This is a genomic window from Pseudothioclava nitratireducens (assembly GCF_029210495.1).
Taxonomy (GTDB): domain Bacteria; phylum Pseudomonadota; class Alphaproteobacteria; order Rhodobacterales; family Rhodobacteraceae; genus Pseudothioclava; species Pseudothioclava nitratireducens.
The window spans coordinates 337,648-355,421 of sequence record NZ_JARGDK010000001.1; the positions used below are offsets into that span (position 1 = coordinate 337,648).

Consider the following 17,774-nt stretch of genomic DNA (forward strand, 5'->3'; position numbering starts at 1 on the left):
TCTTTCCCCGCGCGCGCTTCTGCCCTAAGAGAACGCAAACGCCGCGCCAGCCCAAGAGGACGCCATGAACGAGCCGCAGATCACCCCCGACCTGATTGCAGCCCACGGTCTCAAGCCCGACGAATACGAGCGCATCCTCGACATCATCGGCCGCGAACCGACCTTCACCGAGCTTGGCATCTTCTCGGCGATGTGGAACGAGCACTGCTCTTACAAATCGTCCAAGAAATGGTTGCGCACGCTGCATACCTCGGGCGAGCAGGTCATCTGCGGGCCGGGCGAGAACGCGGGCATCGTCGATATCGGCGACGGGCAGGCCATCGTCTTCAAGATGGAAAGCCACAACCACCCCTCCTATATCGAGCCTCATCAGGGTGCCGCGACGGGCGTCGGCGGCATCCTGCGCGACGTCTTCACCATGGGCGCGCGCCCGATCGCGGCGATGGACAGCCTCTCCTTCGGCATGCCCGACCACCCCAAGACCTCGCATATCGTGAAGGGCGTGGTCGAAGGCGTCGGCTCCTACGGCAACTGCTTCGGCGTGCCGAATGTGGGCGGCGAAGTCCGCTTCCATCCCTCCTATAACGGCAACTGCCTCGTGAACGCTTTCGCCGCCGGTCTGATCGACAGCGACAAGATCTTCTACTCGGCCGCTTCGGGCGTTGGCATGCCGGTCGTCTATCTCGGCGCGAAAACCGGGCGCGACGGTGTCGGTGGCGCGACCATGGCCTCGGCCGAGTTCGACGACACCATCGAAGAGAAGCGCCCGACCGTTCAGGTCGGCGACCCCTTCACCGAGAAATGCCTGCTCGAAGCCTGCCTCGAACTGATGGCCAGCGACTCGGTGATCTCGATTCAGGACATGGGCGCGGCGGGTCTGACCTGCTCGGCGGTCGAAATGGGCGACAAGGGCGGCCTTGGCATCAAGCTCAACCTCGAAAACGTGCCGCAGCGCGAAGTCAACATGACCGCCTATGAGATGATGCTTTCGGAAAGCCAGGAGCGGATGCTCATGGTGCTCAAGCCCGAGAAAGAGGCCGAAGCCCGCGCGATCTTCGAGAAATGGGACCTCGACTTCGCCATCGTCGGCGAAACCATCGCCGAGGACCGCTTCCTGATCCTGCATCACAACGAGGTCAAGGCCGACCTGCCGCTGTCGAAACTCTCCTCGACCGCGCCGGAATATGACCGCCCGTGGGTGGAAACGCCCGCCGCCGCGCCGATGGGCGATCTGCCCGCGATCGGCGCCATCGACGCGCTCAAGGCGCTGATCGGCTCGCCGAACTACGCCAACAAGTCGTGGGTCTACCAGCAATACGACACGCAGGTGATGGGCGACACCGTGCGCCGTCCGGGTCTGGGCGCGGGCGTCGTGCGCATCCACGGCACCGACAAGGCCGTGGCCTTCACTTCGGACGTGACGCCGCGCTATGTGCGCGCCAACCCGTTCGAAGGCGGCAAGCAAGCCGTGGCCGAGGCCTATCGCAACCTGACCGCCGTGGGTGCCCTGCCGCTTGCGACCACCGACAACCTGAACTTCGGCAACCCCGAAAAACCCGAGATCATGGGCCAGTTCGTGGGCGCCATCAAAGGCATCGACGCGGCCTGCCGCGCGCTGAACGTGCCGATCGTGTCGGGCAACGTCTCGCTTTACAACGAGACCGACGGCAAGGGCATCCTGCCGACCCCGACCATCGGCGCGGTGGGTCTGCTCACATCGCTTGACGCGCTGATCGCGGGCCTGCCCGCCGAGGGCGACATCGCGCTGGTGATCGGCGAGACCAAAGGCCATCTCGGGCAATCTGCCCTCGCCTACGAGGCCTTCGGGATCGAGGCGGGTGACGCACCCCATGTCGATCTCGACGCCGAGCGTCAGAACGGTGAATTCCTGCGTGCCAACGGCAAGCTGGTTCGCGCAGCGGCCGACCTGTCGGATGGCGGCATGGCGCTGGCGGCCTTTGAAATGGCGGAAGAGGCGGGTCTTGGCGTCACGCTCGACGCGGGCGACATCCCGACCCTCTTCGGTGAGGATCAGGCGCGTTACCTTGTTGCCGCTTCGCCCGAGAACGCGTCGGCTCTGGAAGCGGCCGCCAAAGCCGCTGGCGTCACCATCGCCCGCGTCGGCAGCTTCGGCGGCAGTGATGTGGCGTTTGGCGGGGCCTCGGCACCGCTGGCCGATCTCTCGACGCTGTTCCGCACGGCCTTTGCCGCCGCGGTCGAGGGCTAAGACAGGGCAAGGGGGGCGCTGCCCCCCTCTGGACCACGGTCCAGTCACCCCCCGGAATATTTCGGGTTTGATGAAACAGGCGGGGATGCGGCGCCGCGCGCCCTTGCAGCCTGTCCGCCACAGCCCTAGATTTGCCGTCAAAGGACAGGAGACCCCCATGCCGATGGAAGCCCATGATATCGAAGCCCTGATCCGCGCGGAATTTCCCGATGCGCAGATCACCATCACGGATCTGGCCGGTGACGGAAACCACTGGGCCGCCGAGGTGATCGACGAGAGCTTCCGCGGCAAGAACCGGGTGCAGCAGCAACGCATGGTCTATGCGGCGCTGAAAGGGGCGATGGACGGGCCGAACGGTGCGCTCCATGCGCTGGCGCTCACGACCAAGGCGCCCGAGTAAGGCCTGACTTTGGTCAAGCCCCGCGATCCCAATCTGTGCCACCAGAGCGTGGCAAAGCGCGAACAAAGGAACTCATGATGACGGCGAAAGACCAGATCCAGAAGGATATCACCGAGAATGACGTGGTGCTCTACATGAAGGGCACCAAGGAAATGCCGCAATGCGGGTTCTCCTCGCGGGTGGCGGGCGTGCTCAACTTCATGGGCGTGACCTACAAGGACGTGAACGTTTTGGCCGATGACGAGATCCGTCAGGGCATCAAGGAGTTCTCGGACTGGCCGACCATCCCGCAGCTTTACGTCAAGGGCGAGTTCGTCGGCGGCTGCGATATCGTGACCGAGATGACGCTCTCGGGCGAGCTCGACAAGCTCTTCGACGACGAGGGTGTCGGCTACAACAAGGAAGCCGCCGAGCAGATCCGCGCGGCAAACGCCTGAGTGATGGCCACATGACCGACAAAGCCCCGCCCGCGCGGGGCTTTGTCATATCTGACGCTCAGAGGCGCGCGAAGAACGGGTCCTGCTTCCAATAAGTCAGATAATCGCGCGCGGTCCCGCGCGGCATCCCCAAAAGCTCCATCGCGTAGTAATCCACGCTCAGCAGCGCCGCGAGCCGATAACCGCGCGCCGCCGCTTGGGCGGACGGACCCTCTCCGGTGAACGACCCCTCGATCGCCGCGGCGGCGGCCACCAGCGACATCGACAACTCCAGCGGCGGCACATCGGGCCAGCGCGCGACCATGTCGCGCACGAGCGCGCGCCAGGCATCGCCCGGCTCCATCAATTGCTCGATGGCGTAACCAATACGAAGATCAACATCACTCAGCATCATCATCGGGGGCGCCATCATTGCCCAAAGCGGGATGCTGACGAAAGAACAGAGTTACAGCAATAAGATAGCTAAGATTTGCATCAGTTTCGGCGCTCACACCAGCACAAGATTAACCTTTCTTACCGCAACGTCCCCCCCGGCAAGCCCATTGATGCCTTATCCGCCATTCGCTAGCCTGAGCGCCTCTCGCGCACCCCTGCGCGCCGCCATTCAGGACCGCCCATGAGCCCTTCCGATTTCGCGCGCAATCCCGGCACGGCCTTCGACCCGGACTGGTTCGAGGGCCACGCGGTGAATACACCCGCCGCCGAGCGCCGCGCCGCGCAACTGCCCGCGCGCCGCTCGCTTAAGAAGACCTATCAGGCCGCATGGCTCGTCAACGCGATCCGCTGCATGGACCTCACCACGCTGGCGGGGGACGATACCGAGGCGCGCGTCAAGCGCCTCTGCGCAAAGGCAAAAAACCCTCTCGCCGACCACATCCTGACCGGGCTCGGGCTGGAGCGCGTGACCACCGGCGCGGTCTGCGTCTACCCCACGATGGTGCGCGCCGCCGTGCGGGCGCTCGACGGTAGCGGCATCCCCGTCGCCTCGGTTGCAACCGGCTTCCCGGCGGGCCTCACCCCGATGAACCTGCGTCTGGCGGAAATCCTCTATGCCGTCGAAGAAGGGGCCGCCGAGATCGACATCGTCATCACCCGCGCCCATGTGCTGGGCGGCAACTGGTCCGCGCTCTACGACGAGATCGCCGCCATGCGCGAGGCCTGCGGCGACGCGCATCTCAAGGCGATCCTCGCCACCGGCGACCTCCAGACGTTAAGCAATGTCTACAAGGCCTCCATGGTCGCCATGCAGGCGGGCGCCGATTTCATCAAGACCTCGACCGGCAAGGAAGGCGTGAACGCGACCCTCCCCGTCAGCCTTACCATGGTGCGGGCGCTGCGCGATTACGGCGCGCGCACGGGGGCCAAGATCGGCTTCAAGCCAGCGGGCGGGCTCAAGACCGCCAAGGACGCGCTCAACTGGCAAATCCTGATGAACGAGGAGCTGGGCCGCGACTGGCTGCGCCCGGACCTGTTCCGTATCGGGGCGTCGTCGCTTCTGGGCGATATCGAGCGCCAACTCGAACACCATGTCACCGGACGCTATGCGTCCTCCAGCCGCCATGCACTGGCCTGAGGGAAAGATGCCGACCGTGAAAGAGATCCTCGACAGCATGGATTATGGCCCCGCGCCTGAAAGCAGCGCCGAAGTCATGGGCTGGCTCGGCGCACGCGGCGCGTTCGGGCACTATATCGACGGGGGCTTCACCACGCCTGCCGACACCTTCGCGACCGAGAATCCCGCGACCGGCGCGACGCTTGCGCAGATCAGTCAGGGCAGCGCCGAGGATGTCGCCCGTGCGGTGGATGCCGCCCGCAAGGCACAGCCGAAATGGGCGAAGCTCTCGGGTCATCAGCGCGCGAAATACCTCTATGCGCTGGCCCGCAGCCTGCAAAAACGCGCGCGCTTCCTCGCCGTGCTGGAAACCCTCGATAATGGCAAACCGATCCGCGAGAGCCGCGATGTCGATATCCCGCTCGCGATCCGGCATTTCTACCACCATGCCGGCTGGGCCGAGATGCTGGCGGACGAATTCCCCGGCCTCGCACCGCATGGCGTCTGTGGGCAGATCATCCCGTGGAACTTCCCGCTGCTGATGCTCGCATGGAAGATCGCCCCCGCGCTGGCCGCCGGGAACACGGTCGTCCTCAAACCCGCCGAACAGACGCCGCTCACCGCGCTCGCCTTTGCCGAAATCTGCGCCGAGATCGGCCTGCCCAAAGGCGTCGTGAACATCGTCACCGGCGACGGGCGCACGGGTGCTGCGCTCACCGCCGCGCCCGTGGACAAGATCGCCTTCACCGGCTCGACCGAAATCGGCCGCGAGATCCGCCGTGCCACCGCTGGCAGCGGCAAGGCGCTGACGCTTGAACTCGGCGGCAAGTCGCCCTTCGTGGTCTTTGCCGATGCCGATCTCGACGCCGCCGTCGAAGGCGTCGTCGATGCGATCTGGTTCAACCAAGGCCAAGTCTGCTGCGCGGGGTCGCGCATCCTCGTGGCCGAGGCCGTCGCCAATACCTTCACCGAACGTCTGCAAACGCGGCTCTCGAAGCTCCGCGTCGGCGACCCGCTCGACAAATGCACCGATATGGGGCCGATCGTCTCGGCCACCCAACGGCAGCGCGTGGCCGCGCTGGTCAGCGCGGGCGAGGCGGCGGGCGCGACCCTTGTCCAATGCGAGGGGCAACTCCCCGCCGCGGGTCATTTCTTCGCCCCCGGTCTTTTGATCGGCGCGGACCCGGCCAACCCGGCGAGCACCGAGGAAATCTTCGGCCCCGTCGCCACGCTCACCACCTTCCGCACCCCCGAAGAGGCCGTGCAACTGGCGAACAACACCCGCTACGGGCTGGCCGCCTCGATCTGGTCCGAAAACATCACCCTCGCCCTCGACATCGCGTCGCAGGTCAAGGCGGGGGTTATCTGGATGAACGGCACCAACCTTTTTGATGCGGGCGCAGGCTTTGGCGGCATGCGCGAGAGCGGCTTCGGGCGCGAAGGCGGGCGCGAGGGGATGCTCGCCTATCTGCGTGGGCCTTCGCCCAAACCCCGCCCCGAGGCGCAGGCAAGCTTCGACGCCGCCCCCCATCCCGGCGCGCCCGGCAAGGGCGATCCGGCCATCGACCGAACGCCCAAGCTCTATATCGGCGGCAAGCAGGCCCGGCCCGACAGCGGACAATCCTATCGCGTGACCGCCAAAGGCACCGAGATCGGCCTCGCGCCGCTCGGGTCTCGTAAGGATATCCGCAACGCGGTCGAGGCCGCGCACAAGGCGTCCGGCTGGGGCAAAACCACCGGCCACAACCGCGCGCAGGTGCTCTATTACCTCGCCGAGAACCTCTCCGCCCGGCAGCGCGAGTTCGAATCCCGTCTGCGCGAGATGGGCGCCAACCCGGCCGAGGCCGAAGCCACCATCGCGCGCGCTTTCTACTATGCCGCATGGGCCGACAAGTTCGACGGCGCGGTGAAATCGACCACGGGCAACATGGTGACGCTTGCGATCAATGAACCCTTCGGGGTGATGGGCGTGGTCTGCCCCGATGACGCGCCGCTGCTGGGCTTTGCCTCGCTGGTGCTACCCGCGATTGCGATGGGCAACCGGGTCGTGGCCGTGCCCTCGGCCTCGATGCCACTGGCCGCGACCGATCTCTATCAGGTCTTCGACACCTCGGACCTGCCCGGCGGCGTGGTCAATATCGTGACCGGCCCCAAGGACGAACTGGCCAAGACCCTCGCCCAGCACGACGACGTGGCCGCAGTTTGGTATTGCGGCGAGGCCGAGGGTCGCACCATGGCCGAGGCTGAAAGCGCCGGGAACCTCAAGGCGACATGGACGATGAGCAACCGCGACTGGACCGACGCCCAAGGCCGCGATTTCCTCACCCGCGCCACGCAGGTCAAAACGATCTGGGTGCCCTACGGCGCATAAAGCAGCACGCCGCTAGCTACGCGGCGTGCAATACTCCTTCACATAGGTCTCGTAGTCCTGAACGAGCCCCGCGACTTTCGGCTCAAGCTCTGGCCCCTCGAAGGCAAAGATAAATTCGTCCCGCCATTCGTAGTAATGGGTCGTGCCATCGTTGCGCGGAGAGGGCTGTGTCTCGCCCGATGGCGGGCGCAGGATCGAGCGCTCTTGCCGGACCCGAGCCCCCTCGCGCATCTCGAACCCGATGATCGCGAAGCCATGGCCCTCCGGCCCCTTTGCCAGCGGCGAATAGGCGTATTTCATCCCCGGCCGCAGCTTGTCCTCGCGCGGGCTGGCATCGGCCATGTCGAACTGAAACACGGTCCACAGCACCCAGCCCTGCTCGGGCAGATCGCGCCAGCGATAGGTCGTCATCTGGCAGCCCTCGACCTCGGCCTCCAGACGCTCATCCTGATAGGCATGCTTCACGCCCGCCTCGATGGCGCGCGCCAGATCCTCTTGCGGACCCGCCAGCGCGGACCCGCCGCCGACCCCCATCAGCGCGGCGGCCACCCAAAATACCGCTTTCATTTCCGGGGTTTCCCCTTCCACGTGCCAAGCCAGCCCTTGAACCGGCCCCAGACGCCCCGCACCTCGTCGCCCGCCGCGTCAGCCCGGCTTTCGACCTCGTCCCAAGCCTCGCCCATATCCTCCAGAACCGGGTCGATGGAGCGTTCCTTGAACTGGCGCAGCATGGCGCGGATGGTCAGAATGATGACCAGCAGGATCACCAGCAGGATGATGTTCACCCACGGGATGATCGTCACATCCGGCCCCTCGACCTCACGGATGCCAATCGCGTTCGGGAAAATCGAGAACAACTCCGAGCGCCAGCCGTAATGCGTCACCACCGCCCAGACCGGCGCCTCGCGCGAGGAGCGCAGGTCATCCGCCTCGGTCTGAAGGCTCGCCGTGTCGAACTTGAAATAGGGCGGCCAGCCCCAGCCGGTATCCTCGTTGCGATAGACCATCGGATCGCCATTCGCGCGCACCGTCTGGATGAACTGCACGTCGCGGTTCACCAGCGTGCCCGACTGATCGTCCGGCGAGGACCAGAAGATCCGCGTCCAGTCGCCCAGATCCTGCCGCTCCTGATACGTGCCGACGACGCGCACGATGTCATGCTGGGGCAGCGTGTAATGCAGGAAGCTGCCCACGATGAGCACGATCAGCGCCAGAAAACCCCATTTCACATATCTCATGACAGCCTCACGAACTGAAATTCATCACATAGAGCAGAATACCGAACAGACAGATCGGCACGATCACCACAAGCCAGATCAGCTTGCGCCTCAGGCTGCCCTCATAAGCGGCCAGCCCATCCTCGACAAAGGCCTCGCGCGGGCCGGGTTGCTGCCCCTCCGCAACCGCCTTGTCCCAGTCCTTCTCCAGCGCCTCGCGGCGCAGCGAACGCATGTAGATCAGCATCAGCCAATAGGCGAGCGTCAGCCCGATCAGCCCCACGATCATCAGCCGCGCAAACCCGATCATCGCTGCCCCCCGATCCGGCCCCACGGGCCCACGATATCCACCACATCGCGCGACGGCTTCACCTGACGCGCGGGCCGCCCGCCCGCCTCGGCGGCTTCCATCGACGGTTCGGGGCCAAACAGCGCCTCGCGCGTGCCCGCCTTGTCGATCTGATATTCGCGCTCAAGGAAGTCCGCGACATAGGCGCGCTTGGCATCGGGCCAGGTCGCGTAAAGCCGGTAGAACAGCTCCTTGTGACAGATAAAAAGCTGGCGCACATCGAGCGGGCTCAACTCTGCCAGAAGCATGTTCACAAGGTCCTTCTGCGGCGTCTGCGCGGCGCGCAGCGTGTAGAAGTAAGCCGGGTGGCGGCTGTCGATCCGGGGCCACGGCCCGCCCGCCTCTTTCCAGCGCAACAGCGCCGCAAGCGCGTGGAACTCGGCAGGCAGCCGCTCGCCCAGACGCTGCGCCACCATCCGCAGGTCGCGCCGCGTGCCCGCACCGGTCTCAAGACCCAGTTCCGCCGCCGCCTCGACCAGAATGAAATCCATCTTCTGACGCAGGATCGCACCCACATCAGCCCCGCCCGCGCTCACGATCGGCTCGACCAGCCCGTTCAACTCAAGGAATTTCGCAATCTCGTTGCGCTGCGTGCCGCTGAACACATAGCGGATCGGCAACGCACCCAGCACCTCGCGCTCGCCCATGCAGATCGCCGCCGGATGCGGCACCGAGCGGAACAGATAGACCCCGCCGAAATGCGCGGTCCAGAAATCCTCGGTCTCGAACCGGGTCGAGCGCAGCGTGACCGGGTTGCGCGTCACATCGCCCGTGCGCTTGGCCAGCGAAATCATGTCCGCGATCAGCACATCGTCGAACCACGCGTCCGGCTCTGCGCGGAACCGCTCGATCAGCCCCGTGAGCTTCTCCGACTCCGCCACATGATTGCCGGTCGTATCGGCCACCACCACCATCCGGTGAATGTCAAAGAGCCGCCGTGGATCGCTCAGGTCATAGACCGTGTCCTCCAGCTCTCCGGCCACCGCATCGCGCGCCGTGAGGCTGAAAAGCTGCGCCTCATTGGCCTCGATGAACGCGCGCAGGATCGCCCGCTCCATCGAGAATTTCGCGTTGAGCAGCGGGCTGTTCTTCTGCTCGGTCGAGAGCAGGATGAACTGCCGGTTCACGCCATTGGGGTTGAGATAGAGATGATCGCCCAACTCGTCGCCGATCTCGGGGCTATAGCCCGAAATGTCGATATGGAACTCCGTCTGCGCGGTCCGGGGCTTGCCAAGATGCGCCAGCGCCCGGTTATAGCGTTCGACCAGCGCGGGCGCATCCACCCGCACCAGATTGCCGAACATCAGTCCCTTTTCGATCAGGCGTTTCATCGCGTCCCGTTACGCCCCTTTCTTCTTCTCAGCCCAGACCCGGCCCAGCTTGGCCAGCACCGAGAACACCAGCACCGGCACGAAGGACAGGATATAGATCGCTCCGAACACTTCCCGCGGGGTGTTGCCGCCCCGGCACTCGCCCTGCCCGAAGAAGTCGAGCATGAACCCCAGCCCGCAATTCGTCGCCGCCCCGTAAAAGGCGGGCACCAGAACGCCCAGCGGGATCACCACCAGCATCTTGCCCCAGCTGTTCTTCGACAACCAGAACCCGATCAGCAGGCAGATGATAAGCAGAAAGGCCAAAAAGGAATTCATGTCTTGCTCTCCAGATAGCGCCGCCGGGCTTCCTCGGTGCGGCCCATGTCGCGCACCATGCCCTCGATCGCGGCCTCGTCGGATTTGTCCGCGTAGCGGAACTCGCTGTCGGCATAGCGGTTGATCTCCTGAATGACCATCTCGACCGTGATCGGGCGGCGCAGCTCCGAGATCATCGCGGCCTTCTCGTCATAGGGTTTGAACAGGAACAGATCCGGGTTCTCCATCCACTCATCGGGCAGCTCGAAATCCATCGCGCGCACCTTCACCGCGTCCGTAATGTTCTTGATCGCGCGCCCCGTGAAGCGCTCATCCGCCTCCTGGATCGCCTTGAGATAGGCGCCGAGCCTGGCGATCGTATCAAGCGGCCCGACACGCTCCTGCACCGCGTCAAAGACCCGGATCAGCCCACCCTCCTGCGGGCGGTTATGCCCCTCGAAGCTCTTGGCGACCGCGCGCTGGATCTGCTGCGCGGCGTATAGCTCGTGATCGCCCAGCGGGATGTCGTGCTTCTTGCCCAAGAGCAGCGCGAGGATGTCGATGTAATCCTCGCGGCTCTGCGGCCCGTCCACGAGGAACCGCGCCCCCGCCCGCTGACGCAGCGCATCGTCCACATTCTCCGGGTAGTTCGAGAACATCCCAAAGGTGCAGTTCCCGCGCACCACCGTATTCGCGCCCGCAAAGGCCTCCATGAAGACCGCCGTCACCTCCTGCTGCCCCGCCGAGGACTGCCGGTCGCCGCGCTTGCCCGCGATCTGGTCGATATCGTCAATCGTGCCAAACCCGATCACACCCGGATCAAGCACATTCTGGATAAACGCCTTGGCGTTCTGCCCCGACTTGCCCTGATAGCTGTCGATATTGTCGATGCCGAAATTCTGGTAGCGGAACGGATAGCCCGCGACCTGACAATAGTCGTTTAACAGCCCCGCCATCATCTGGATCAGCGTGGTCTTGCCGGTACCGGGCTTGCCGTCGCCCATGAAAGTAAAAATGAACCCGCCCAGTTCCGCGAACGGGTTCAGCTTGCGCTCGAAGTCATAGGCCATGAGCATCTTGGCCAGCCGCATCGCCTGATATTTGGCGATATGGTTGCCGACCACCTCATGGGGCTTCTTGAACTGCATCGTCAGCGTCGTGCCGCGCGCCTTGCGGGCGGGCGCAAAGCCCGCGATTGGCAGGTCATCCGCCTCGACACGCCACGCCGCGCCAGTGAACGCCCCGATCCGCGGCGCCGCCTCGCCCCGCAGCCGGACCTTGTCCATCAGCGCCTCGGCATAGGCCAGAACCACCGCCACCAGCGTCTCGTCACTATCCGCCAAAAGCGCCACGTCCTGATCGAGTTCCCACAGCGCGCCATGCAACGCAAGGATCGGATTGTCGGTCAGAACCTCCTCGACCTCACCGATCTCGACCGAGACCTCACCCGCATGAGGCGCCAGCAAGAACGCCGTCGCATTGCCGAAAACAGACAGCACCGCCAACGCCTCGGCACTCAGCAACTCGCCGAATTCCGCGCGCTTCATATCGGGCAGACGCCCCTCCAGATTGGCGCGCTTCAACTCGACCAGCCCGGTCGCCTCCGCCACCGCCTCGCCCACCGCCAGCGCAATCGCAATCGCGCGCCGCAGGCTTTGCAACACCACCGCCTGCGCAGGCGTCGGCAGATCGTCCGCGCCCACCGCCTCGATCCGGTCGGCCAGCCGCACCCCCTCGGGCCGTGCGGTCGAACGTGTCACCAGCCCCGGCGTGGTCGAGCGGAACCGCCGCCCCGTCGCCGTCACACCGCCTGTGCTCACACCGGGCGAGCGCTCCTTCGGCGGCTCCACCGCCTGTGCCTTGGCCAGACGCGGCGCATGATCCACCCCCGACAGCATCCCCGCGGCCGCCGCGTAATGCGCCCGGATCGCCTCTTCCCGCAATTCCATCTCGTCGCGCGGTGCACTCATCCGCCTTCACCCTTTCATCAAACGCCCAAACCTCTCGCGCGTCCGGGGGCAGACAGCCCCCGGCGCACCGGGCGCCTATCCGTAAACCATCACCCGCTCATGCGCGCCGACCACGAATTTGCGCACATCCCTGAAACCGGCCGGGTCCTTTTCCGCCAACACCTGAAACGGGCGCTGCGGCAGGATGATCGCACGGCTCATCCGCGTGGCCCCGGTCTCCGCCGCCCGTGCGCCCAGCGGGTCGAGGTCGAACACCTCCCGCTCGGTCGCACTGAACCAGCCCTTCTCCATCTCGACACGGGTGCTTTCCAGCTCCTCGACGGTCCATGCGAGCGCCCAATCCTCGCCCACCGGCGCCTTCGCCTCGTCAAGCACCTCGCGGATCGGCCCGGTCTGAAGCGTGAACGCGTTGGAATACATCGGCCCCAGATGGATGCGCCGCAGCCGTTTCGGATGCAGATCGTCGAAATCCGTATCGAACCCCTTGCCAATAGTAATGAGCTTCAGCCCCCCCACCGACTGCGCCATCAGATGCGCCTTGACCCGCTCCCAGCGCCCCTCGTCGCGCGGCAGCGCGCGGCGCCCGCTGTCTTCCAGCTCCATGATATAGACCACGGGCACGTTGAGTTGCGTGTCGTAGATCGCCCAATGGATCACAAAGCGCCGCCGCTCTCCCATCTCCGGCCCCGGCAGCGCCACCGGATGCATCTGCGCCCAGAACAGCCGCTGCGGATCATGCGCCAGCGCCTCGTAATAGAGCCGCTGACTCATCGCATATTGCAGGTCCGTCGGAATCTCGCGCGCGCCGACGATCTGGCGCACCATCTGATCGCGCAGCTCGTCCGCGCTCGCCATGCCGGCCAGATGCTGATGCGCCTGCGCCGCGTCATTCGCCATCGAGACCAGCTCCTGATAGATCGGAAAGCCGCTCTCATGGAGGTCAATCGTCAGGTGCCGCCGCGCAGGGCCAACAACCCGGCCCGAAACCAGATACTTCATCGACAGTGCCTTGAAGCTCCCGGCGATGGCGTTGAAATAGCCCATCAGGATGCCCGCATCGCTGGAACTCAGCGCGCGGTCCATCTCCATCTCCTGCGCCACATGGCCAAGGATCCGCGTGATCCGCTCGAACTTGGCGAAGTAACGCCGCGCCGCCAGATCGTCCTTGATCGCATGATGGTCCTTGGTCAGATCGACCTTGGCGTCACTCATCGGCCCGTCCTTTCAGCCCGGAACCGGGGCGCACCGCCGCGCCCCGCCCCGTCAGCCGCCATAGAGGTTCTTGTCGTGCTTCTCGACAATCGCCTGAAAGCGCCGCGCGAACCGTTCGTCGGCCTTGGCCTTCTGCTCCAGAACCTTGCGGGCAAAGACCATGTGGCCCTCATGCGCCTCCAGCATCTCGGCCATCTTCGCATTGGTCGCGGCCCCGATGCCCGCCATGGCGGTCTGCGCCTCCTGGTCGGTCTGCACCCCGATCTCGTTGATCCGGTGCGCCACATCCTGCTGCTGCGCGGTTTTCAGCGACTTGGTCAGCGCATCGTAAAGCACCACGCGCTGCTGCGTATCGGTGCGCAGCTTGTTGATCAGCACCATCTGCGTTGCCGCCTGGTTTTGCAAACTGTCGACCCAGGTCTTGCCCTTCTCGATATAGCGCTCCAGCGTCTGCGACTTGGCAAGCTTCACCTGCTCGTCCTGCACCAGCGCGTTATATTTCACGTTCAGATCGGCGAGCTCGGTTTCCAGCTTGGTGCGCGCCGCCGCGTCCTGCTCGACCGCGATCTTGTTCTCCAGCTCGATGATCTTCGGGTCCATCCCAAGGATCTCCGCACGCAGCCCCTCCAGATCGCCGACCGTGAACTCACGCTCATCAAGCGTGCCCTTGAGGTTCGTCTCGACCTTGACCTTCTGCTCCTCCAGCACCGCCAACTGCCCTTCGAGCAGCTTCACGATGGTGTCCGATTTGGCGATCAGGTCCTGCAATTTCGTGTCGATCGAGGCCGCCCGCAGACGCTCCGCCCGCATCGATTCCGACTTCCCCTTGGCGAAAATGCCGACAAAGCTCTCCCAACCGGTTTTCGACCGCAACTCATCGAAATCCTTGGAGAACCCCGCCGTCACATCGTCGAGCCCCATGATCAGTTCCGCGATGTTCGCGTTCATCGCCTCGGAATGGGCCTGCACATCGGCAAGGCTCGCATTTTCGATATCGAGCGCGATGTCCTGACCCGCATCCATCTTGCTTTTCGCGGCCTCGATGCGGCTGGTAATCTCGGAAATCCGCGCCTGTGCCTCGGCAACCTGCTTCTGGCTCTCGGCGATCTGGGTGTCAAAACCGGCCATCGGGCCCTCCAATGTTAATCCTATTTACTATCTGGGAAGCCCTCACCCGTTTGTGAAGTCCCATCTTGCGAAAAAGCTAACCAAATCATGCGCGCAGCACCACTGCTTTCGCATGGACGGCGCGATTTCGGGGCGCTAGCCTCACCCAATGGATTTGAACGACCGCATCCGGCACGAAATAGAGGCGCGGCGCGACGATCTGATCGCGCTGACGCAGGACCTGATCCGCATCCCGACGCTGAACCCGCCGGGGCGGCACTATCACGACATCTGCGCCTATCTCGAAACGCGCCTGCTCGCGAGCGGCTTCGAAACCGAGATGATCCGCGCCCATGGCGCGCCGGGCGATGCCGAGGCAACCCCGCGCTGGAACCTCGTCGCCTGCCGCGAAGGCCGCGCGCCCGGCGAGTGCGTGCATTTCAACTCGCATCATGACGTGGTCGAAGTCGGCCATGGCTGGACCCGTGACCCCTTCGGCGGCGAACTGGACGGCGACCGCATCTACGGGCGCGGCGCGTGCGACATGAAAGGCGGGCTCGCCGCCTCGATCATCGCCGCCGAAGCCTTCATCGCCGCCTGCCCCGACTATCGCGGCGCCATCGAAATCTCTGCTACCGCCGACGAGGAAACCGGCGGCTATGGCGGCGTCGCCTATCTCGCGGAACGCGGCTATTTCGACCCGGCCCGCGTGCAGCATGTCATCATCCCCGAACCGCTCCACAAGGATCAGATCTGCCTCGGCCATCGCGGCGTGTGGTGGGCCGAGATCGAAACCCATGGCCGCATCGCCCATGGCTCGATGCCGTTTCTGGGGGACTCCGCCATCCGCCACATGGGCGCGGTGCTGGCCGAGATGGAAGAAACCCTGTTCCCGCTCCTCCTTGGCAAACGCACCGAAATGCCGGTGATCCCCGAAGGCGCGAAACAAAGCACGCTCAACATCAATTCGATCCATGGCGGCGAGGCCGAGCAGGCGCCGGGCTATACCGGCCTGCCCGCCCCGGTGGTCCCCGACCGCTGCCGCATCGTGATCGACCGCCGCTTCCTGATCGAGGAACAGATCGACGAGGTCAAAGCCGAAATCACCGCGCTCATGGAGCGCGTCAAGGCGCGGCGCCACAACTTCACCTACGAGATCCGCGACCTGTTCGAGGTCCAGCCCAGCATGACCGACCGCGACGCCCCCATCGTGCGCTCCACCGCCAGCGCCATCGAAGCCGTGCTCGGGCGCGAGGCCGCCTATGTCGTCAGCCCCGGCACCTATGACCAGAAGCATATCGACCGGATCGGGCGGCTGAAGAACTGCATCGCCTATGGGCCGGGCCTGCTCGCCCTCGCGCATCAGCCCGACGAATGGGTGGGGGTGCAGGACATGCAGGACAGTGCCCGCGTGATGGCCTTGGTGCTGGCCGAACTGCTCGGCCTCTAGGGGCGCTGCCCCTCGGCGCTTGCGCGCCTCACCCCGGGATATTTGAAGCGATTGGAAGCGCAAACCGTCTTGGGTTCCAATCGCGCGAAATATCCTCGGGGGTGAATTGGCGCCAGCCAAGAGGGGGCAGACAGCCCCCTTCGCTCGCGTTGTCACACGGCGATATTGTCGATCAGGCGCACATCGCCCAGCCAAGCGGCGGCCAGAAGTCGTGCGGGTTCCGAGAGGTCGGTGGCGGGGCGCAGCCCATCCACCGTGCGCAGTTCGAGATATTCGACCGCGCCAAAGCCGCCGGCCGTGATCGCGCGGGTCGCGGCCTCCAGCGCCACGGCCACCGGGGTGCCCGCGCGCATCGCCTCTGCCGCCTTTTGCATCTCGGCATGGAGCACCGGCGCCTGCGCGCGTTCCGCCGGGCTGAGCCGCACATTGCGCGACGACATCGCCAGCCCGTCCTCCTCGCGGATCGTCGGGCAGCCGATGATCCGGGTCGCAATGTTGAGGTCCTCGACCAACCGTTTGACGACCTGCAACTGCTGCCAGTCCTTTTCACCGAAGAAGGCGCGCCCCGCCTGCGTCATGCCGAAGAGCTTGGAGACCACGGTCGCCACCCCGTCGAAATGGCCGGGCCGCATCGCGCCTTCCAGCGGTTCCGAGACGCCGCCGACCGTCACCTTGGTCGCAAAGCCCTCGGGATAGACCTCATCGACGCCCGGCGCGAAGAGCACATCGACGCCTTCGGCCTCAAGAAGCGCCAGATCATGCGCCTCGTCGCGCGGGTATTTGTCGAGATCGGAGGCGTTGTTGAACTGCATCGGGTTGACAAAAATGGTCACGATCACCCGGTCCGACTGCCCACGCGCGGCCCGCGCAAGGCTCAGGTGCCCGTCATGGAGCGCCCCCATCGTCGGCACCACACCCACCAGCATTCCCGAGCGTTTCCACGCCGCCACCTTCTCGCGCAGCTCGGCGGAGGTCCGGATCACTTCGGTCATTTTTTCACCTCATCGGCAAAGACATGTTCGGGCGCCGGAAACGTCCGGGCGCGCACTTCGGCGGCATAGGCGGCAATCGCGGCCTCGGCCTGCTCGCCCAGCGTGCCGAAGCGTTTGACGAATTTCGGTTTGAACGCGGTGAAGAGGCCAAGCATGTCATCAACCACCAGCACCTGCCCGTCGCAGCCCGCACTCGCGCCAATGCCGACCGTCGGGATCGCGACCTCGGCGGTTACCCGATCCGCCAACCCCTGCGGCACCTTTTCCAGCACCACCGAGAACGCGCCCGCCGCCGCCACGGCCTTGGCATCCGCCATCAGCCGCTCGCCATCGGCACCGCGCCCCTGCACCTTGTAGCCGCCCAGCGTGTTGACCGACTGGGGCGTCAGACCCACATGCGCCATCACCGGGATACCGCGTTTGACGAGGAAGGCGATGGTCTCGGCCATATGCTGCCCACCTTCGAGCTTGACCGCCCCCGCGCCCGTCTCGCGCATCAGCCGCGCGGCATTGCGAAACGCCTGCTCGGGACTTTCCTCGTAGCTGCCGAAGGGCATGTCGATGACCATCAGCGCCTGTTTGAGGCCCCGCGCCACCGCCTGCCCGTGCAGGATCATCATGTCCATCGTAACGCCCACGGTCGAGGGCAGCCCATGGAGCACCATCCCCACCGAGTCCCCCACCAGCACCAGATCGACATGCGCATCCATCATCGCTGCCATCGGCGTGGTGTAGGCGGTCAGGCACACGATCGGCGCGCCGCCCTTCCTGGCCAAGATATCCGCGGGCATCAGCTGCCGCGCCTGTCCGGTTGCACTCATCAGCGCCTCCTCTCTCCCTTGGGCACAGGCATAGCCGCCCG

The 17,774-nt window shown here is 65.1% G+C and carries 17 protein-coding genes; 6 read left to right on the top strand and 11 right to left on the bottom strand.

What is annotated here, in order from left to right; all coding sequences use genetic code 11:
- Positions 1-64 precede the first annotated feature (64 nt).
- The 3 genes from purL (at position 65) to grxD (ending at position 3,064) form a co-directional block, all read left to right on the top strand.
- A complete protein-coding gene (purL, locus tag P0X85_RS01650) occupies positions 65-2,227 on the top strand; it encodes a phosphoribosylformylglycinamidine synthase subunit PurL (protein WP_275807448.1) in 2,163 nt (720 codons plus the stop codon).
- 157 nt (positions 2,228-2,384) lie between these two features.
- A complete protein-coding gene (locus P0X85_RS01655) occupies positions 2,385-2,627 on the top strand; it encodes a BolA family protein (protein ID WP_275807450.1) in 243 nt (80 codons plus the stop codon).
- A gap of 74 nt (positions 2,628-2,701) precedes the next feature.
- Positions 2,702-3,064: a Grx4 family monothiol glutaredoxin gene (gene grxD, locus P0X85_RS01660; RefSeq protein ID WP_420851758.1), complete on the top strand. Its 363-nt coding sequence runs from the start codon at positions 2,702-2,704 to the stop codon at positions 3,062-3,064.
- A 58-nt stretch (positions 3,065-3,122) separates the two neighbouring features.
- Here grxD and P0X85_RS01665 read toward each other — a convergent pair whose 3' ends face one another.
- The gene (locus P0X85_RS01665) at positions 3,123-3,461 is read right to left on the bottom strand and encodes a hypothetical protein (protein WP_275807452.1); all 339 of its coding nucleotides are present in this window, start codon (positions 3,459-3,461) and stop codon (positions 3,123-3,125) included.
- Positions 3,462-3,680: 219 nt separating this feature from the next.
- Here P0X85_RS01665 and deoC point away from each other — a divergent pair, with 219 nt between their 5' ends.
- Both deoC and P0X85_RS01675 read left to right on the top strand, forming a co-directional pair.
- Complete coding sequence (gene deoC / locus P0X85_RS01670; protein WP_275807453.1) at positions 3,681-4,637, top strand: deoxyribose-phosphate aldolase; 957 nt, start codon at positions 3,681-3,683, stop codon at positions 4,635-4,637.
- Positions 4,638-4,644: 7 nt separating this feature from the next.
- The gene (locus P0X85_RS01675) at positions 4,645-6,987 is read left to right on the top strand and encodes an aldehyde dehydrogenase family protein (RefSeq protein ID WP_275807454.1); all 2,343 of its coding nucleotides are present in this window, start codon (positions 4,645-4,647) and stop codon (positions 6,985-6,987) included.
- 12 nt (positions 6,988-6,999) lie between these two features.
- On the opposite strand, the gene P0X85_RS01680 is transcribed toward P0X85_RS01675, so the two are convergent.
- From P0X85_RS01680 to P0X85_RS01715, 8 genes are all read right to left on the bottom strand, one after another.
- On the bottom strand, positions 7,000-7,554 hold the full coding sequence (locus P0X85_RS01680; protein WP_275807455.1) for a hypothetical protein: 555 nt from the start codon (positions 7,552-7,554) through the stop codon (positions 7,000-7,002).
- Positions 7,551-8,225 (bottom strand): DUF1523 family protein, encoded by a 675-nt coding sequence (locus P0X85_RS01685; protein ID WP_275807456.1) that lies wholly within the window; start codon positions 8,223-8,225, stop codon positions 7,551-7,553. Before P0X85_RS01685 ends, P0X85_RS01680 begins: the two co-directional genes overlap by 4 nt.
- A gap of 7 nt (positions 8,226-8,232) precedes the next feature.
- Positions 8,233-8,514: a hypothetical protein gene (locus P0X85_RS01690; protein ID WP_275807457.1), complete on the bottom strand. Its 282-nt coding sequence runs from the start codon at positions 8,512-8,514 to the stop codon at positions 8,233-8,235.
- Positions 8,511-9,884 carry a DUF6638 family protein gene (locus P0X85_RS01695; RefSeq protein WP_275807458.1) on the bottom strand — a complete coding sequence of 458 codons (1,374 nt, stop codon included), beginning with the start codon at positions 9,882-9,884 and terminating at the stop codon, positions 8,511-8,513. The genes P0X85_RS01690 and P0X85_RS01695 overlap by 4 nt, the downstream gene beginning before the upstream one ends.
- 9 nt (positions 9,885-9,893) lie before the next feature.
- Entirely contained in the window at positions 9,894-10,202 is a 309-nt protein-coding gene (locus P0X85_RS01700; RefSeq protein WP_275807459.1) for a hypothetical protein, read from the bottom strand.
- Positions 10,199-12,151: an AAA family ATPase gene (locus tag P0X85_RS01705; protein WP_275807460.1), complete on the bottom strand. Its 1,953-nt coding sequence runs from the start codon at positions 12,149-12,151 to the stop codon at positions 10,199-10,201. Before P0X85_RS01705 ends, P0X85_RS01700 begins: the two co-directional genes overlap by 4 nt.
- 75 nt (positions 12,152-12,226) lie before the next feature.
- Positions 12,227-13,363 carry a hypothetical protein gene (locus tag P0X85_RS01710; RefSeq protein ID WP_275807461.1) on the bottom strand — a complete coding sequence of 379 codons (1,137 nt, stop codon included), beginning with the start codon at positions 13,361-13,363 and terminating at the stop codon, positions 12,227-12,229.
- Between the two features lie 51 nt (positions 13,364-13,414).
- Complete coding sequence (locus P0X85_RS01715; protein ID WP_275807462.1) at positions 13,415-14,491, bottom strand: hypothetical protein; 1,077 nt, start codon at positions 14,489-14,491, stop codon at positions 13,415-13,417.
- Positions 14,492-14,639: 148 nt separating this feature from the next.
- Between P0X85_RS01715 and P0X85_RS01720 the strand changes: the two genes are divergently transcribed.
- Positions 14,640-15,920 (top strand): acetylornithine deacetylase/succinyl-diaminopimelate desuccinylase family protein, encoded by a 1,281-nt coding sequence (locus P0X85_RS01720; protein ID WP_275807463.1) that lies wholly within the window; start codon positions 14,640-14,642, stop codon positions 15,918-15,920.
- A 152-nt stretch (positions 15,921-16,072) separates the two neighbouring features.
- Here the strand turns inward: P0X85_RS01720 and panC are convergent, their stop codons facing one another.
- Both panC and panB read right to left on the bottom strand, forming a co-directional pair.
- Positions 16,073-16,912, bottom strand: a complete 840-nt coding sequence (panC, locus tag P0X85_RS01725; protein WP_275807464.1) for a pantoate--beta-alanine ligase — start codon at positions 16,910-16,912, stop codon at positions 16,073-16,075.
- Positions 16,909-17,733 carry a 3-methyl-2-oxobutanoate hydroxymethyltransferase gene (gene panB, locus P0X85_RS01730; protein ID WP_275807466.1) on the bottom strand — a complete coding sequence of 275 codons (825 nt, stop codon included), beginning with the start codon at positions 17,731-17,733 and terminating at the stop codon, positions 16,909-16,911. The genes panC and panB overlap by 4 nt, the downstream gene beginning before the upstream one ends.
- Positions 17,734-17,774: the final 41 nt, after the last annotated feature.

Coding starts and splice junctions, on each gene's coding strand:
- purL (WP_275807448.1), top strand. CDS start 65: ATGAACGAGCCGCAGATCACCCCCGACCTGATTGCAGCCCACGGTCTC.
- P0X85_RS01655 (WP_275807450.1), top strand. CDS start 2,385: ATGCCGATGGAAGCCCATGATATCGAAGCCCTGATCCGCGCGGAATTT.
- grxD (WP_420851758.1), top strand. CDS start 2,702: ATGATGACGGCGAAAGACCAGATCCAGAAGGATATCACCGAGAATGAC.
- P0X85_RS01665 (WP_275807452.1), bottom strand. CDS start 3,461: ATGATGATGCTGAGTGATGTTGATCTTCGTATTGGTTACGCCATCGAG.
- deoC (WP_275807453.1), top strand. CDS start 3,681: ATGAGCCCTTCCGATTTCGCGCGCAATCCCGGCACGGCCTTCGACCCG.
- P0X85_RS01675 (WP_275807454.1), top strand. CDS start 4,645: ATGCCGACCGTGAAAGAGATCCTCGACAGCATGGATTATGGCCCCGCG.
- P0X85_RS01680 (WP_275807455.1), bottom strand. CDS start 7,554: ATGAAAGCGGTATTTTGGGTGGCCGCCGCGCTGATGGGGGTCGGCGGC.
- P0X85_RS01685 (WP_275807456.1), bottom strand. CDS start 8,225: ATGAGATATGTGAAATGGGGTTTTCTGGCGCTGATCGTGCTCATCGTG.
- P0X85_RS01690 (WP_275807457.1), bottom strand. CDS start 8,514: ATGATCGGGTTTGCGCGGCTGATGATCGTGGGGCTGATCGGGCTGACG.
- P0X85_RS01695 (WP_275807458.1), bottom strand. CDS start 9,884: ATGAAACGCCTGATCGAAAAGGGACTGATGTTCGGCAATCTGGTGCGG.
- P0X85_RS01700 (WP_275807459.1), bottom strand. CDS start 10,202: ATGAATTCCTTTTTGGCCTTTCTGCTTATCATCTGCCTGCTGATCGGG.
- P0X85_RS01705 (WP_275807460.1), bottom strand. CDS start 12,151: ATGAGTGCACCGCGCGACGAGATGGAATTGCGGGAAGAGGCGATCCGG.
- P0X85_RS01710 (WP_275807461.1), bottom strand. CDS start 13,363: ATGAGTGACGCCAAGGTCGATCTGACCAAGGACCATCATGCGATCAAG.
- P0X85_RS01715 (WP_275807462.1), bottom strand. CDS start 14,491: ATGGCCGGTTTTGACACCCAGATCGCCGAGAGCCAGAAGCAGGTTGCC.
- P0X85_RS01720 (WP_275807463.1), top strand. CDS start 14,640: ATGGATTTGAACGACCGCATCCGGCACGAAATAGAGGCGCGGCGCGAC.
- panC (WP_275807464.1), bottom strand. CDS start 16,912: ATGACCGAAGTGATCCGGACCTCCGCCGAGCTGCGCGAGAAGGTGGCG.
- panB (WP_275807466.1), bottom strand. CDS start 17,733: ATGAGTGCAACCGGACAGGCGCGGCAGCTGATGCCCGCGGATATCTTG.